The organism is Staphylococcus sp. mip270_02, assembly GCF_054031535.1.
The window spans coordinates 206,346-221,298 of the sequence record NZ_CM132934.1; the positions used below are offsets into that span (position 1 = coordinate 206,346).

Here is a 14,953-nt window from a genome sequence, read left to right on the forward strand (position 1 = left end):
AAAAGTGACAAGCGATTTTGTTTAATGACTGAATTATTTATTCTTTTCTGCTTCTCTTAATTCAATACGTCTAATCTTACCTGAGTTTGTTTTAGGTAAGTCTTCTACAAACTCTATAGCACGTGGATATTTGTATGGTGCAACGTCTTGTTTCACATAATCTTGAAGTGTTTTGACTGTAGCATCCGTTGCTGATATACCCTCTTGCAAGATAACAAAGGCTTTAACGATATTACCTCTAATTTCATGTGGGCTAGCAACTACAGCACATTCTTTTACATATTCATGTTTTGTAAGTGAGTCTTCTACTTCAAATGGTCCAATTGTATACCCAGAACTGATAATAATGTCATCTTTACGTCCTTCAAACCAGAAATAACCATCCTCATCTAATTTGGCTAAATCACCCGTGATATAATAATCTCCTATTCTGGGTTCAGCAGTACGTTCAGGGTCTTTATAATAACCTTTAAATAATGCCGGTAAGTCTAACGGCACTGCTATATTACCTACTTCACCTATTTCTGCTAGTTCACCATCATCATTAATGACAGTAACATGACTACCAGGAATTGCTTTACCCATAGATCCTGGACGGCTTTCTGTATCTTTCAAGAAACCAATTAGCAAAGTGCTCTCCGTTTGTCCATAACCGTCTCTAACTGTTAGATTAAAATTAGTTTGGAATTTTTCTACAACTTCTCTATTTAAAGGTTCGCCTGCAGAGACTGCACTATGCAAGTTTTCTAAGTTATAGTCCGTTAAATTAGGGAGTTTTGCCATTAAACGATATTCAGTAGGCGTACAACAAAGGACATTAATTTTATAATTTTGTAGTAATTCTAAGTATTTCTCAGCGTTAAATTTACCATTATAAACAAATGCCGTTGCTCCTGACCCCATAATTGATAAAAATGGACTCCATACCCATTTTTGCCAACCAGGCGCTGCAGTAGCCCATGCAATATCGTCTTCTTTGATACTCAACCAATGTTTAGGTGCCATTTGCATGTGAGCATAACCCCATCCATGTGAATGTACCACAGCCTTCGGATTACCTGTTGTGCCAGATGTGTATGATAATAAGGCAACATCATCTTTAGATGTGTCGACAATTTGTAATTGATCTGCTTCTTTGGCTGATTCTGAATCGACCGTATACCAATCATCATACTCTCCGCCAACAATAAATTTCGTTAATGTGTTGTATTCTTTGACTTCTTTAAATTCATCAATACTATCAGCTGTTACTACGATAGCTTTGACCTCTCCATGTGAAATTCTATATTGTAAATCTTTTGTACGTAACATTTCAGAGCTTGGAATAACTACAATGCCCAATTTCAAAGCAGCTATATAAATTTCATACGTTTCAATAGAACGTGGCATCATTACAAGTACTTTGTCACCTTTTTGTAAGCCATGTTTTAAAAACATATTGCCGACTTGGTTAGCATTTTTTACCAATTGATTATATGTGATTGACTGTGTTTCGCCCTCAGCATTTTCAAAAATAATAGCTTTTTTATTTTCATCAGCTGTATATTTTTCGATTTCGCTAACGATATTATACGTATCTGGAGCGACTAAATCTTTTTTATTCATTATTAACTCTCCTTTAATTCTAAATCTATAATTATCGTATTTACGTATGTATGCAAACACAAACCATAGATCATACTTTCGTTAATACAAAGTAACCCTATTACTCAATAACACCATAATTCTAATCCTTCTTTATCTAAAAAGATACAATTATGACTTTATTAATATCAATACCTTCCTATTATAATATGCTACTAGATATACTTAAAGCCTAACCAGATTTGCGAAGTACTTGATTCTTAAAATATGGCTATTTCTTAAATAACTTTGACATTTAGGATATATCTCATGTAGTATTTCTAGCATACAGTTGTAAAATGTTATCGAAAAACGAGGTTAGAACACAAATATATGTCGTAACCTCGAAAACGATGCTTATTTCAGCGCATTATATTTATGTTCACTTCCAAATATTCTACTATAATTTTCTATTTTCATAAGTTTTATTGATGAAATTTATTTTTCACAGTTCAACATTTAGCTTTAACTTGTTCTTAGTGATATAATATAAAACTGTGTAATTTTTAATGAAAGAAGTGATACGATTGAGTTCAAATGATACTTTCCATGTTGAAAAAAGAATCCCCTTATTTATTGTGCTACTATCTGGGGCGTTTATTACGATCTTGAACCAAACGTTACTTGGTACAGCATTACCGCCAATTATGAAAGATCTCCAAGTAACTGAAAGCACTGTACAATGGTTACAGTCTATATTTATGCTTATAAATGGGATAATGATTCCAGTAACAGCATTTTTAATCGAAAGATATACATCGAGGCAATTATTCTTAACTGCCATGAGCATTTTTGCTGCAGGTACCTTACTCTGTGCAGTAGGCTCAGACTTTTCAATGTTACTTATCGGACGCGTCTTACAAGCAGCAGGCGCTGGTATTATGATGCCATTGATGCAAACAATTCTATTTTTAACTTTTCCTAAAGAAAAACGTGGTACTGCAATGGGACTCTTTGGTCTCGTAATTGCATTTGCGCCCGCTATAGGTCCTACCTTATCAGGTGTATTAGTAGAACATTTATCATGGAGAAGTGTTTTCTATGTTGTATTCCCTATCGCAGTTATTATTATTATTGCGTCAATTTTCCTATTGAAGAATGTAACCGAAACTTCTCATCCAAAATTAGATACACCATCAGTAATTTTATCTACATTAGGATTTGGTGGACTATTATATAGTTTCAGTTCTGTAGGTGAAGCAGGTTGGAGCAGCGTACAATTCATAGCACCATTAATCGTAGGTATAGTTTCATTGGTTGTATTTATTCGTCGTCAATTGAAACTAAAAGAGCCTATGCTTGAATTTAGAGTGTTTAGTTATAATGTCTATACATTAGGTACAGTATTAAGTATGTTTGTATTCGGTGTATTAATTGCTACAAACATTATATTGCCACTATATATGCAAAATATGTTACAGTTCTCTGCACTAGAATCTGGTCTTGTCTTACTACCAGGTGCAGTAGTCATGGGCCTCATGAACCCACTTACAGGCTATTTATTCGATAAATTCGGTGGAACTTGGTTAGCACGTATCGGGTTACTCGTATTAGTAGCGTCGTCCGTACCATTTACTGTACTAACAGCGCATACTACCTTTACTTATCTAGCAATATCTAACGCCTTACGCATGATTTCTATCGCAATGGTTATGATGCCTATGACAACGTTAGCCATTAATCAATTACCAAATCATCTCATTGCACATGGTACTGCAATGAACAATACTTTCAGACAAATGGCAGGTGCCATTGGTACAGCATTATTTATCACATTAATGTCTGTATCAGCTAATCCAAGTAATGGCGTCGAAGGTATCATCCATGGTGTAAATGTGACATTTATGGTTGCAACTGGTATTTCAGTAGTTGCGTTGATCTTATCAGCTAAACTTTCTGACGATAGTAAACCAGCTCGTAGAACATTATAAAATCTAATAATTTAAAACATGGATAAAAAATAACACTTTCGAAAAGTTCACTGCACATTGAACTTTTTGAAAGTGTTTTATTTTGCAAAATAGTAGATTACAACTCAATACATAATCAACAAAACTAATTAGCATACGCTAGGCATCTTAACTTTATTAAGCTTTAACAGATAATCTATTAATCGCAATTTCACCTAATGATTTTGCAGATACCAAGAGTGCATTTTCATTAACTTCAAACTTAGGATGATGATTCATATAAGGTTCTTCCATATGTTCTGGCTTACAACCTACAATGAAAAACGTCCCTGGTATTTCTTTTAAATAATAAGCAAAGTCTTCTGAACCTGAAACTGCAGGAATTTCAACTAAATGTTTAAAATAGTCTCCCTGACTTGTTGATAAAATGTCAGTTACCGCTTGTGTTTGATTAGGATGGTTGTATAAGACTGGATAACCAAATTGATAATCTAAGTCATACGTAATATCGAATCCTACTGCGACACTTTTTGCGACTTTCTCAATTTCTTCATACATAAATTGTTCTAAATCATCATTAAGATAACGTGCAGTACCTTTAATCGTTACTTTATCTTGAATGACATTAGCGCCACCTGGTGCATCGAAAGAACCAACAGTAATAACACCCATCTCTGAAGGATCAATACGTCTAGACACAATTGTTTGGAGCGTATTTACAAAATTTGTTCCCGCTACTAAGGCATCGTGTGTCTTATGCGGGCTTGCAGCATGTCCACCTAATCCTTTGATTGTTAATGTGAACGTTGAGCTTCCAGCAAAAGCATTTCCCGTATTATAACCAATTACTTCTGGACCAGCGACTGGCACAACATGGATACCATATACTTCATCTAAATCACTTAACGCACCTGATGCCATAATTTGCTGTGCGCCACCTGGAGGCATTTCTTCCGCATGTTGATGAATAATTTTAATTGTGCCTGGCAGTTCATCTTTGATATCAATTAGTGCATCCGCTAAACCTAGTAAATAAGCTGTATGCGCATCATGACCACAAGCATGCATTACACCTTCATTTGTTGATTTAAAAGGCACGTCCGCTTCTTCATGTATAGGTAAAGCATCAAAATCTGCACGCAAACCTATCGTATTACCAGGTTGTTGCCCTTTGATTTCTACAATAATTGCATTACTCTCAGAAACCGGTTGTGTGACTACTACATCTTTATCCTTATAAAAAGCTTTGATATACTCTGCTGTAGCATTTTCTTGGAAGGACAACTCAGGGTGCTGATGCAAATAACGACGATGCTGAATCATGTCAGCTTCCTTCTGTTCTAACTTCTCAAATAATTTTTCTTTCACATTCATGAACATTCACTTCTTTCGATTGAATTTTAAAACATATTACTCATTAATAAGTTTAAATTCCAAAGAGTATTAATTCAAACATAAAATAACATTTTATAAAATTTCTAGTTATTTTCAATCGAATTTAGTGAAATTAATTACCAAAACGAACATATTCTCATTCCACACTTTAATTTCTTAAGAAACTTTAAGTTCTACTGTCGTTTCTTTTTTATGAATGATATACATCATAGCACTAGCAATGATTACCATTCCAAAGCCAAAATATGGTGTCATTGTAATACCAAAATGATTTAGTACAAACCCACCAATAACAGATCCTAATGTGATTCCAATATTAAATGAAGCAATATTTAAACTTGATGCAAAATTCGTCGTCGCTTTGTTTCTACGTTCAGCAAAAAGTACCACAACCAGTTGTAGTCCTGGTACATTCATAAAAGCAAATAGACCCATAAGTAATACAATTAATGTACCTAATACGTGATGCGTAACAGTTATACCTACAAGTAATAAGACTAGTGCTTGGACCAAAAATATACCTATAAGCACTTTAGTGGGTTGATTATTTGTTAATTTGCCTCCTAGTGTATTCCCGATTGCAACCATTACGCCATAGATAACTAATAAAACTACAACGGCGTCATCACTATAATTTAATACATCTGTAAGCATGGTCGTCAAATAAGTATATACGACAAATGTTCCGCCATAACCTAATGCTGTAATTAAATAAATCATCATTAAAGATTTATTTTTAAATACAGTTAATTGTTCTAACATTGAAGCTTGTTCATATTCATTAAGATCTTTAGGAACAGTAAATACGTTAACGATTAAACTGATTAAACCAATTAGCGCAATTGTAATAAATGAAGCTTCCCATCCAAATTGTTGGCCAATCCATGTCCCTAGAGGTACACCGGTAATAGTTGCAACAGTCAACCCCGTAAACATCATTGCAATAGCGCTTGAACGTTTGTCCGGTGTTACTAAATCACTGGCAATAGCAGTCGCTATAGACATAAACACTCCGTGCATTAATGCAGACAGTATACGCATAGCCAACAACATACTCAAAGTTGTAGCAAAGGCAGCGAGTCCATTTGCGATAATAAATATTAACATAATACCTATAAGCAAATGCTTGCGTTTCATTCTATTAGTTAATGGGGTAAGTAATGGTGCACCAATCGTTACACCTACTGCATATAATGAAACAGTTAAACCAGCCAAAGAAATAGTTGTATTAAATGAATCTTTAATTAACGGTAATAAACCAACACTAATAAACTCCGTCATACCAATTGCAAAAGCTGACATAGCTAAAGCTAAAATAGCAAATTTATTTTTCTTCATAGTTCATTTTCTCTCCTTAATTTTATTGATTGTGTTACTATATATCACACATGCAAGAAGAGGAAGTACGCACTTTAAAGTAATATAGGTACCTTTTAGTACCTATAAGGAGGAAATCATATGAGTAAAACATATAATATAGGCGTTGAAGCTACAATTGACGTCATTGGTGGTAAATGGAAACCTGTCATACTATGTCACTTACAAAATAATGGCTTAATGCGAACTTCTGCATTAAAACGGGCGATACCAACTATTACTCAAAAAATGTTAACCCAGCAATTACGTGAATTAGAGAAAGACGGCATTATCAATCGTATCGTTTATGACCAAGTTCCGCCGAAAGTTGAATATGAACTTTCTGAATATGGTCAAACACTTAGTAATATTTTATCTTCCTTATGTTATTGGGGAGAATTTCACGTAGAAAAAATGTATGAACAAGGTGAATCTGTCACATTGAACCAACAAGACTTTATTAATATTCCAAATGCCTAATCAAACGATTTAACTCGAGTTTTAAGAACTATAAACAAATTTCTAAATTATAGTACTTAAGCATTCGGACTAATTAATGATGGATTACTACAGTAGAGGAGTATTTAAAAATTATGAAACTTGATGAATTTGAAATAGATGATGTATTTACTACGCCACCTAATAAGATAAGTGAGAAAGATATTATCAACTTTGCCCAAGAATTCGACCCACAATATATGCATTTGGATAAAGAAAAGGCTACACATGGAAGATTCAATGGCATCATTGCTTCAGGTATACACACATTGTCCATTTCATTCAAATTATGGATCGAAGCAGGTAAGTATGGTGAAGATGTAATCGCAGGCACACATATGAATCATATTAAATTTATCAAGCCCGTATATCCTGAAGATGAACTTTACACAAAAATAAAGGTATTGAAAAAACAAGCTACGAAGCGCGACCAAGGTTTACTCACAGTATTATTATCGACATTTAATCAATACGAAGACAAAGTTTTCGAAGGAGAACTGACAGCATTAATGAAACGTTAATGATGTTGAGTCATTAATATCTTACTAATCGTGTACTTAGCTGTAACATATCCAAATGGCTAAATAATAATGATGCGCCTTCATGTCTATACAGGACCCATTAAAAACTACATATTCATTCATGAGTGTTCATATAAAAATTAATCATAATTTATATTTATTTTTCATTGCTATTTCTATATAATCATAAAGATGTAAAAATTAATTATTTACAAAAGGAGATATTTATATGAGTATCCTATCAATTATTTTAGTTTTATTAGTTGCCGCAGAGTTTTTCTATATCATGGTCTTGCAGACTTTTGCTACAACTTCTGACAAAACGAGCAATTTATTTAAAATGACTAAACAAGCTCTACAACAAGATAATTTAAAAACACTTATGAAAAACCAAGGCGTTTACAATGGCCTTTTAGGCGTATTCTTATTATATGCTTTGTTCTTTTCAAACAATGCTAAAGAGTTAGTTACTTGTATATTAGTGTACATGATTATCGTTGCGATATATGGTGCCGTAACAAGTCAAAAATCTATTTTATTAAAACAAGGTGGCTTACCAATCCTGGCCTTAATTTCATTGTTATTTTAATGTCTAGGATCCATGAACATATCATTACAACATGCCGATGAAAATAATAAAAAATACATTCAGAAATCAACAGCAAGATATGTTAAATTGGTTCACACAATACAAAAACTTGCACCGTAATTCTTGAAACTTCTCAATTCAGCTTGCTTCAAATATACTAGCAGACAAATAAAGGCGAGAATATAACACCAATAATTAATGTTGATGTCATATACTCGCCTTTTAATATTCACTGATTATTTACAACTGAGTACTATAAATCTCGCTGTTTAAAACCACTAATACCTATGACACACATCACTATTGCAATAATAGTTAATATCATCAGTGGTAATAATTTGAAATTATCTACCGGTATATTTGGAATATGATTAAACGGTGTAATGTCTTTCATCCATGCTTTTACGTTTAATAAAACGCCTAAGTAATTTACTACAAAGGTGTAAGCTAAATAAAGATATACTAAATTTGTAAACTTAATACCCCAACCTATAACCAAAGTACCAAGTCCTACAAAAACTAGTATTGCTGGGATAAAGACCATTGCTGATTGCATAATCGTTCCAAAATCAATTGCGTTTTCTAATGAATAAACTTGCCCTACATATAAACCTAGAGCAGCTAAAAAGATCATAACTATAGCGTTAATAATACTTAAAATCAAGAAACTAGATAAAAAATTGGTTCGTGATACTGTGTTTGCTAATACCAACATCGCATAACCCATATCAATACTCTTTTTAATTTTAAACAGTGCCATCAATGATGGTATTGTGCTGATTAAGCTCATAACTAACATCAATTGTGGCAAAAATTGTTCAACATAATTATTACCTTTATCGGAAAGCATTGATTGTAGTAATGGATTGTCTTTGAAAAAACTATCTAAATCGCCGAAGATAGACCCATAGGAAAGTCCGAGTACGAATAATCCGATAGCAAAATAGCAAAATCCCGCTTTTTGTAATTTTATTTGTAATCCTAATGACGATTTCATGTACCACGTGGCACGTTTTCTACTTGGTAATTGTGGTAACATCTTAGCATTTATATCTCTAATATGATTTAGTACTAATGCGATAACATACATTAAAACAGTCACAACAAGCATGGTAATCACTGGCCACCAGTTATTTTCTGAAAAAGCATAGACTCTAGATAACCACCCCATGGGTGAGTACATTGATATTTGTTCATTGGCTATATCACCAAAAGCCCTAACTAAATACATCAATAACAAAACGGCAATACTCATACCTGCCGTTTCTCCACCTGATGATACAAGTTGTGCGATAATCATCGTTAACGCACTAAACATTAAACCGAAGACGCCCATACTAAAACCATAAACTAAGGCACCTGAAAAATCTATAGAACTGGTATTCAAACATGTAAGCCCTACCACAAATAATATAGCTAACAAACCATTGCTAAATATACTCATCAATAAATGACTTATTAATGGTGCATGTTTCCCTATTGGTAATGCTCTTAAAATTTCTGTTCTACCATCCGCTTCATCCCCACGTGTATCTCTAGCTACAATGAGAATATTCATAATAGCCACCATAATACCCGTAAACAAAGTCATTTCATGCGCAAACAATACACCAATATTAACATCGTTAAAATCTCCTGGCCCTAGCATAACTTCCATTGCAGGGTTCTTCGACATTTCTATTATTGGTCCCATCTTCGATTCATTAGGATACATGTTTTCAAAAGCGGGTGGGATAAGTAATGTTAAAATAGTTAAAAGTGTAAGCCATAGAAAAATTTTGAATTTATTACGCTTTAAATAAAAAGAGAAAAGTTTCGGTGTTTGGAATAATAATGCCCCCATAATTATTCCTCCTCTTCACTATGGTTATCATAATGACGCTTGAATAATGCTTCTAAAGTTGGCGGCATAGATTCCAATTTCTTAACATCGTATTTCCCTAAGTATTTAATTACATCTGATACACAATTTGCATCTACTTCAAAGTGATATGTTGGATCCGCTTGCTGAATATTATGAACACCATGCACTTGTGATAAATTTTCTAACTTTTGTTGTGACTCGACAATAAACTGCATGCGTGTTAAATGCCTCATTTCCTCTAATGTTCCCGTCTCCACAACCTCACCATTGCGAATAATACCCACGCGATCACACAATTTTTCTACCTCACTTAAAATATGACTAGAAAGCAATACACTTTTGTTGGCCCTTTTAACATCTCTTACACATTCTTGAAACACGTCTTCCATAAGTGGATCTAGACCTGAAGTAGGCTCATCTAATATATACAAACTTGCATCTATACTAAAAGCAGTAATCAAAGCTACTTTTTGACGATTCCCCGTTGAATAAGCGCTACATTTTTTGGTAATGTCTAACTCGAAACGTTTAATCAAATCCTTTTTCTTTTCATGGTTAGCATTAGGATGTAAATGTAAAAAGAAATCTATAATTTCGCCACCAGTCAAGTTTGGCCATAGATTAACATCTCCTGGTACAAATGCAATATCTTTGTGAACCTCAATGGCTTCAGTCATTGCATCTTTCCCAAACACTTCAATTAAACCTTGTGTTGGTTTCAATAAGCCTAATATAGACTTAATCGTCGTAGATTTCCCCGCCCCATTTGGACCGATAAAACCGTAAATCTCCCCTTCGCTTAATTCCATATTCACACCATTTAATGCATAGAAATCACCAAATTTTTTTGTTAAATTCTTAATTTTTAGAATAACCATCGTATCACCCATTTTTATCAATTTTCTATTCATAAAATTAAATTTATTTGAACGTGATTATTTTATAAAAGTATGTCTTATTACTACGATTAATTGTGTATATGTTCATTCTAACCATTGTATTTTATTGTTTCATTTCCAGATGTTCGTTCTCTTAAATCGTATTCAATTTCTTCTAAACTTCGTCCTCGCGTTTCTGGCAAATATTTTATTACAAAGTACATTGCAAATATACCAATAACCGCAAAAATCAAGAATACCCATTCTGTACTTAATGCATTATTTAACACTGGAAATAGTTGCGCAACAAGTAATGTACCGAAATTTAATACAAGCGTTGCTAAACCAGTAGCTGCACCACGTGCACGCATTGGGAACATTTCTGGCAACATGACCCAAAGTATAGGCCCCCAAGTTAAACCAAAGAATACAATAAATAGTGATAAACACACGATAATAATAGCTGCTGATGATGTGATGCCAATTGTCCATATTAAGATTGCCATAACAAGTAATGAAGCTACCATCCCGATATTTCCTGTTATCAACAATTTCTTACGATCAACTTTATCAGCTATAAACACCGCTATAATCGTTACAAGTACATTTATCGTCCCAATTCCTACCGTTCCTAAAATAGATGTTGCTTCACCTAACCCTGCTTTACTAAAAATAGTAGGTGCATAAAATATAATCGCATTAATCCCTATAATTTGTTGAAATAATGCAAAAATACATCCAATTATTAATGTCGGTCTTAACCAAGGAGATTTTAAAATAGTCCAAGTTGACTCTGAAATTGCTGACAATTCTTTCATCTCTTTAATTTCTGTATTAATCTCATTATCATCATTAAATGTAATTCTCATAACATCTCTTGCAGCTTTTTCATTCCTGTGTTCCAATAACCACCTTGGACTCTCAGGCATAAATGCTATACCAATTAATAAGATGACAGATGGTACTATTGCTAAACCTAGCATCCAACGCCATCCTTCTATATCGGCAAAAGCATAATTAACGAGGTACGCTGCTAAAATTCCAATTGTAATCATTAATTGATTCAATGAACCTAGCGAACCACGATAAGCTGTTGGAGCCATTTCTGATAAATATACAGGCACCGTTGCCATTGATCCACCTACAGCTAGACCAATAACAAGACGTCCAAACACAAGCGTTGGCATATTTTGCGCAACCGCTAATATTAATGATCCCACAATATAAATAATTGCAATAATTAATACTAAACGTCTTCTTCCGATTCTATCTGATAAAGGCCCACTCCCACCAGATCCAATGATTGCACCTATAAGCATGGATGAAACTACAAGACCTTCTGTAAAACTGTTTAATGGAATATCGTCATTTATAAAAAGCAATGCACCTGAAATAACCCCATTATCATAGCCGTATAATAAACCGCCAAGTGCCCCTAAAATAAATATTAAACTCTTATTTGCTTTCAATTTCTATCCCCCCTTTAAAATTATGTCTATTATATTCTTAATATGTAAGCGTTACAAATATTTCTAAATTATTATATATACGATATACCAATAAGTTTAAAACTTATAATTTAGGAAATTAAATAATATATTATGATTTTAAGGGGTGAAGCGTAATGCTTTTAAAAGAAGAAATTAATAACTTAGAAAAATATGATGGTACAACAGAGAACCAAAAAGTATTTTCAATTTATTTAAATACACATCCTGACCAAGGCACAAAATGGAAAATTGAATTAAAAAATGCACTAAAAGATTTAGCTTATAGAACTAAACACAGTGACGACCATGAGGAAAAAAATCAAGCTAAAGAAGTCATTAAAAAAGTTGAAACAGAAATTCAAAGTGTAGAACCTGAGTTAAAAAGAGGCCTTATTCTATTTTTAACTGCAGATGAATCATTATTATTTAAAAAATTAACTCATATCTCTTTAGATACTGAGTTTAATTGGGGAGATCAACCTAAATTAGATCAATTGAAATCATTACAAGGAAACTATCCTTATACTGGTGTATTAGTTTTACAACAAGACAAGGCGCGTTTAATTGAAACAGAAATAGGCACCATCGTTAATGAAAAAGACTTTATTTTAGATTTAGACACAGACGATTGGCGCGAACACCAAGGACCACAAGGTGACGACTTTACACAAGGCGGCTCAAAAAGAGACGAGTTTAAAGAAAGAGTCAAAGCGAACCAAGAACGTTGGCTCAAAAATTTAGCTTCTACTGTAGAAATAAATGCTAAAAAAAATGAATGGAAACAGATTTATTTAGCAGGAGAAAAAGAAGAAATAGAAAAACTACGTACTTTATTTAATAAAGATATTGATAAAGTGATTACCAGTAATATCTTAAATTTAAACGCTACTGAAATTATAAATAAAGTTAATGAAGAATAACAAAAATGGGGGCAATATAGAAATCAAAATGTTTAGATGATTTTTATATTTGCCCCCATTATGTTGCTTATATATTTTTAATTTGATTAATTTCTATAGTTCGCTTGCGTTTTAATTTTTAAAACTTACAATATGATTCCTCAATTATTCGCCTTTACAGCTTTAGGTTCTCTACCGATATATATTGATTGAAGCATTATATATAAAACAAGCAAACTACCCAACGTATCTGTAAAATAGTGTGCTTGTAGATAGATTCTAGAAATCATAATAGAAATAACTAATAATACACAGATTACCGATAATATTTTGCTGTTTTTTAATAATAAGATAAGACTTACTAATAAACAAACACTTAACACATGCATACTTGGAAAACTATAACCGTCTATATCTATACTTGGTCTCGGGCGTTGGATAACGTACTTTAGAAATGTGCCTATCGCAAATACACTAAAACACCAAAAACCATACCACCAAAATTTAACTTTATTAAAGAAAAACAACACAAGTAGTATTAGTAACACCATGATTAAACAGTTTAGAGGAGAAAATATCGCAGAAATAAAAGACAAATAATGAACTAATATATCGGCTGTGATTAATTGATGTAACCAATAATAAACAAAAGCATCTAAGCCATCCGTTAAGCCAGTATGTATACATAAAACTAAGAGCATAAAACATATGCTAACTAAAATCATATTCAAGTAATTCTTCATTTAATAGCCTTCTTTTCTTTATTAATATTTCGAGCTACTGCAAGCAACGCACCGAATGCAATACTTATACTTAACATCGATGAACCGCCATAGCTTAATAACGGTAACGTGACACCTGTTAATGGTATAAGGCCTGAGACACCTGCAAGATTGATGAACACTTGCATAAATAAATAACTAACAACACCTACACAAATTAACTTATAAAATTGATTGGTGGTTTTATTCGCATAAATCAATCCTTTAAACAAAATAACACCATAAACTATTAATGTGAATAATACACCGATTAAACCTAATTCTTCCGCTATTACAGTAAATATAAAATCTGTATGTGGTTCTGGTAAATATCCTAATTTAGCAATACCATTACCTAAGCCTCGGCCTGTAAGACCACCATTTCCTATAGAGGTGAGCGCCCCGGTTAACTGGTAACCATCTCCACTTTCATATTTAAATGGATCTAACATAACCTTGATTCTTTTTAATCTATATAAATTTTTAGAATCAAATATCAATGTATAAATAATATAAAAAACAATGGGAACCATCGTAATCATCATAATTTGAAGTTTAATTTTATTTTTTATATCTGAATAAATAAGTATAGAAGCAATTATAGCTACTGTTAGCAATGTGCCACCTAGGTCTCCTTGCATCAACACAAGTAATAAACCAACACCTAGCACACCTAATGGAGGAATCATATGTTTTAAATGATAATCTCGAGAACTCGAAATACGCCGGTTAATTATGTATGATAGATAAAAAATTGAAGCTAACTTCAAAAATTCCGAAGATTGTAAACTGAATAGCCCTAAGTTAATCCAGTTTCTCGAACCGTTGATTTCTTTTCCAATCAGTACTGTAATGAGTAATAAACATAAAGTACCTATAATTATAAGCTTTTGTATATTGCTCTTTTTTAATACATTTATATTGATAAAAGCGCCTATGAAAATAATGGCTAAAAACCCAATTACTACAAAGAGAAATTGCCTTTTCATAAAATGATTACTTTCAATAGGTACACCGCCTGTAAGAGAACCTTTAGAAGCTGGCACCATACTGGCACTGTAAACCATTATTACGCCTAAAATGCCTAGTAGCAAAAAACTTATAATTAAAATATAATCTAATTCCTTGATATGTTTACGTATGTAAGTTAAAAATCGTTTCATGTCTGC

The 14,953-nt window shown here is 32.9% G+C and carries 13 protein-coding genes; 5 read left to right on the plus strand and 8 right to left on the minus strand.

The annotated features are described in order from the left end of the window. Positions 1–33 precede the first annotated feature (33 nt). The gene (gene mbcS / locus ACW5YJ_RS00900) at positions 34–1,605 is read right to left on the minus strand and encodes an acyl-CoA synthetase MbcS (protein WP_135092548.1); all 1,572 of its coding nucleotides are present in this window, start codon (positions 1,603–1,605) and stop codon (positions 34–36) included. Positions 1,606–2,132: 527 nt separating this feature from the next. Between mbcS and ACW5YJ_RS00905 the strand changes: the two genes are divergently transcribed. Continuing rightward, complete coding sequence (locus ACW5YJ_RS00905; RefSeq protein ID WP_107551252.1) at positions 2,133–3,554, plus strand: MDR family MFS transporter; 1,422 nt, start codon at positions 2,133–2,135, stop codon at positions 3,552–3,554. A gap of 156 nt (positions 3,555–3,710) precedes the next feature. On the opposite strand, the gene ACW5YJ_RS00910 is transcribed toward ACW5YJ_RS00905, so the two are convergent. Further along, on the minus strand, positions 3,711–4,907 hold the full coding sequence (locus ACW5YJ_RS00910; protein WP_457338332.1) for an amidohydrolase: 1,197 nt from the start codon (positions 4,905–4,907) through the stop codon (positions 3,711–3,713). Positions 4,908–5,084: 177 nt separating this feature from the next. After that, positions 5,085–6,266 (minus strand): MFS transporter, encoded by a 1,182-nt coding sequence (locus ACW5YJ_RS00915; protein ID WP_017723586.1) that lies wholly within the window; start codon positions 6,264–6,266, stop codon positions 5,085–5,087. A 120-nt stretch (positions 6,267–6,386) separates the two neighbouring features. Between ACW5YJ_RS00915 and ACW5YJ_RS00920 the strand changes: the two genes are divergently transcribed. From ACW5YJ_RS00920 to ACW5YJ_RS00930, 3 genes are all read left to right on the plus strand, one after another. Further along, entirely contained in the window at positions 6,387–6,764 is a 378-nt protein-coding gene (locus ACW5YJ_RS00920; RefSeq protein WP_017723587.1) for a winged helix-turn-helix transcriptional regulator, read from the plus strand. A gap of 113 nt (positions 6,765–6,877) precedes the next feature. Continuing rightward, on the plus strand, positions 6,878–7,303 hold the full coding sequence (locus ACW5YJ_RS00925; protein WP_017723588.1) for a MaoC family dehydratase: 426 nt from the start codon (positions 6,878–6,880) through the stop codon (positions 7,301–7,303). A gap of 229 nt (positions 7,304–7,532) precedes the next feature. Next, entirely contained in the window at positions 7,533–7,892 is a 360-nt protein-coding gene (locus ACW5YJ_RS00930) for a DUF1304 domain-containing protein (protein WP_017723589.1), read from the plus strand. 253 nt (positions 7,893–8,145) lie between these two features. Here ACW5YJ_RS00930 and ACW5YJ_RS00935 read toward each other — a convergent pair whose 3' ends face one another. The 3 genes from ACW5YJ_RS00935 to glcP all read right to left on the minus strand — a co-directional run bounded on the left by ACW5YJ_RS00935 (position 8,146) and on the right by glcP (position 12,103). Further along, entirely contained in the window at positions 8,146–9,735 is a 1,590-nt protein-coding gene (locus ACW5YJ_RS00935) for an ABC transporter permease (protein WP_457338333.1), read from the minus strand. A 2-nt stretch (positions 9,736–9,737) separates the two neighbouring features. Beyond that, positions 9,738–10,634 (minus strand): ABC transporter ATP-binding protein, encoded by an 897-nt coding sequence (locus ACW5YJ_RS00940; protein ID WP_135092545.1) that lies wholly within the window; start codon positions 10,632–10,634, stop codon positions 9,738–9,740. A gap of 110 nt (positions 10,635–10,744) precedes the next feature. Continuing rightward, positions 10,745–12,103 (minus strand): glucose transporter GlcP, encoded by a 1,359-nt coding sequence (gene glcP, locus ACW5YJ_RS00945; RefSeq protein WP_017723592.1) that lies wholly within the window; start codon positions 12,101–12,103, stop codon positions 10,745–10,747. Between the two features lie 155 nt (positions 12,104–12,258). Between glcP and ACW5YJ_RS00950 the strand changes: the two genes are divergently transcribed. Continuing rightward, positions 12,259–13,044 carry a VLRF1 family aeRF1-type release factor gene (locus ACW5YJ_RS00950; RefSeq protein WP_017723593.1) on the plus strand — a complete coding sequence of 262 codons (786 nt, stop codon included), beginning with the start codon at positions 12,259–12,261 and terminating at the stop codon, positions 13,042–13,044. Between the two features lie 140 nt (positions 13,045–13,184). Here ACW5YJ_RS00950 and ACW5YJ_RS00955 read toward each other — a convergent pair whose 3' ends face one another. Together ACW5YJ_RS00955 and ACW5YJ_RS00960 are read right to left on the minus strand one after the other, a co-directional pair. Beyond that, on the minus strand, positions 13,185–13,766 hold the full coding sequence (locus ACW5YJ_RS00955; RefSeq protein ID WP_017723594.1) for a phosphatase PAP2 family protein: 582 nt from the start codon (positions 13,764–13,766) through the stop codon (positions 13,185–13,187). Further along, positions 13,763–14,947 (minus strand): FtsW/RodA/SpoVE family cell cycle protein, encoded by a 1,185-nt coding sequence (locus ACW5YJ_RS00960; RefSeq protein WP_107551245.1) that lies wholly within the window; start codon positions 14,945–14,947, stop codon positions 13,763–13,765. The genes ACW5YJ_RS00955 and ACW5YJ_RS00960 overlap by 4 nt, the downstream gene beginning before the upstream one ends. Positions 14,948–14,953: the final 6 nt, after the last annotated feature.

What these genes read in the sequence shown, in the direction of transcription:
- ACW5YJ_RS00955 (WP_017723594.1), bottom strand. Translation starts at nt 13,766, where the DNA reads ATGAAGAATTACTTGAATATGATTTTAGTTAGCATATGTTTTATGCTC.
- ACW5YJ_RS00935 (WP_457338333.1), bottom strand. Translation starts at nt 9,735, where the DNA reads ATGGGGGCATTATTATTCCAAACACCGAAACTTTTCTCTTTTTATTTA.
- ACW5YJ_RS00950 (WP_017723593.1), top strand. Translation starts at nt 12,259, where the DNA reads ATGCTTTTAAAAGAAGAAATTAATAACTTAGAAAAATATGATGGTACA.
- mbcS (WP_135092548.1), bottom strand. Translation starts at nt 1,605, where the DNA reads ATGAATAAAAAAGATTTAGTCGCTCCAGATACGTATAATATCGTTAGC.
- ACW5YJ_RS00920 (WP_017723587.1), top strand. Translation starts at nt 6,387, where the DNA reads ATGAGTAAAACATATAATATAGGCGTTGAAGCTACAATTGACGTCATT.
- ACW5YJ_RS00925 (WP_017723588.1), top strand. Translation starts at nt 6,878, where the DNA reads ATGAAACTTGATGAATTTGAAATAGATGATGTATTTACTACGCCACCT.
- ACW5YJ_RS00915 (WP_017723586.1), bottom strand. Translation starts at nt 6,266, where the DNA reads ATGAAGAAAAATAAATTTGCTATTTTAGCTTTAGCTATGTCAGCTTTT.
- ACW5YJ_RS00910 (WP_457338332.1), bottom strand. Translation starts at nt 4,907, where the DNA reads ATGAATGTGAAAGAAAAATTATTTGAGAAGTTAGAACAGAAGGAAGCT.
- ACW5YJ_RS00940 (WP_135092545.1), bottom strand. Translation starts at nt 10,634, where the DNA reads ATGGTTATTCTAAAAATTAAGAATTTAACAAAAAAATTTGGTGATTTC.
- ACW5YJ_RS00930 (WP_017723589.1), top strand. Translation starts at nt 7,533, where the DNA reads ATGAGTATCCTATCAATTATTTTAGTTTTATTAGTTGCCGCAGAGTTT.
- ACW5YJ_RS00960 (WP_107551245.1), bottom strand. Translation starts at nt 14,947, where the DNA reads ATGAAACGATTTTTAACTTACATACGTAAACATATCAAGGAATTAGAT.
- ACW5YJ_RS00905 (WP_107551252.1), top strand. Translation starts at nt 2,133, where the DNA reads ATGAAAGAAGTGATACGATTGAGTTCAAATGATACTTTCCATGTTGAA.